Source organism: Paraburkholderia silviterrae (genome assembly GCF_004353915.1).
GTDB classification, from domain to species: Bacteria; Pseudomonadota; Gammaproteobacteria; order Burkholderiales; family Burkholderiaceae; genus Paraburkholderia; species Paraburkholderia silviterrae.
Genome location: NZ_SMRP01000082.1, coordinates 1 through 1362 on the forward strand (window position 1 = coordinate 1; position 1362 = coordinate 1362).

1 protein-coding gene and 1 pseudogene are annotated in these 1362 nt (G+C 49.9%); both read left to right on the forward strand.

Annotated features, from left to right (window positions below; all coding sequences use genetic code 11):
- Positions 1-1048, forward strand: a pseudogene (locus EYW47_RS41275) (hypothetical protein); the annotation flags it as partial.
- Between the two features lie 10 nt (positions 1049-1058).
- Positions 1059-1362: hypothetical protein (locus EYW47_RS41550; protein ID WP_205710257.1), on the forward strand; the 304-nt coding region annotated here is incomplete at its 3' end.

Here is a 1362-nt window from a genome sequence, read left to right on the forward strand (position 1 = left end):
CCCCAGCGAATGGGACAGCACGAACAACCAGACGCGCTACGCAAGGCTGCGCGACGAGGGAGGCTTCTATCACGGTAACGAGCAGGGTTACAACAAGTTTCTCGATTACCTCAAGGAAATCCAGTTCTGGGACGTGACTGGCTTGCCGGCCGGGCAGAAGCTGTGGTTTTTCCATCCGCTCGCGTTTATCCGGCATTTCAGGAAGTGCGGGTGGCTGAGCAAGGACGAGTTTAAGCAGATCTACCCGGATAGGCGCTACAGAAGGAATCAGCAACCATCTCCGGATCAATTGCGTAGTACCTACTTAGGGCCGCTAAATATAGCAGTACGAAAATTTGGTTTAACGTCCCCGGCTCGGCTTGCCCATTTTCTTGGCCAAGGTGCCGTTGAAAGCGCATGGCTCGCATCGATGCAGGAAACGAGCATGCGAGGGCACCTCGAAAGTGATGGATTTCATGGAACGGTTACAAATCCGGCGTCGGAAGTTCCAGAATCCACGTTGGGCCATTGGTACGGTCAGATTCCTACTGAGGACGATCCTTGGTTCCGATCGGTAAAGTTCAACAGCCATGGGGTGCGCGTTACGGGTTCATACGACTGGCGGAACGGCAATTGCGATCGAGAAGATTCTCAAAAATTTCGAGGGCGGGGTTTCAAGCAGCTTACTGGACGAAGTAATTACGCAGATTACTGGACGTTCAAGGGGTGGATTTTGAGTGCAACATTTACCGCATCATGGTGGACCGACTCAGCGTATATTGCGCACAATCGTAGCGGCATGACAAAAACCCCTGCGCCGATTGATGCTCCTCAGAGAGTTGCCCTTCCTGAGAATAGTCTGGATAGCGGAGGATTTTATTTGCGATTCGAAAAGCCAAAAGTGACTAGACATATCGACATGGATTCTCCCCAACCGGCTACTTCGGACTTGGATAAGCAAAAAGAACGGCAAATCTCGCGCGATGTTACATATGCGATTAATGGTGGTGATATTGATTGGGATAGGCGGCTTGATTTCACCCGCTCTGCTAAAGAGATTATTTCGTGAGAGATTGGGAATGCCTAAAATCGAATGGGGTTTGATTGTGCTGGCATCAGTCTTTTTCGCGGGGACCGCTCACGCAGATGATACTTATGAGGTAGCTGGTTCCTCAATTACAATCGACAGTTCTAGAAGGTGCTTGCTTGACAAGCCTCCGCTTTATGCAATCGAGAGTTTCGATAAATCAGCGGTAATAGTCTCAGAAACTGGCTATATCCCAAAACAGAATCTAACCACTTGTCAAGCTGGGCGGGTAGTGAACGTCCTCTCGATCCCGTCAAATGTGGGGGTGCTATCCGACATAAATATCTCAAAGGATA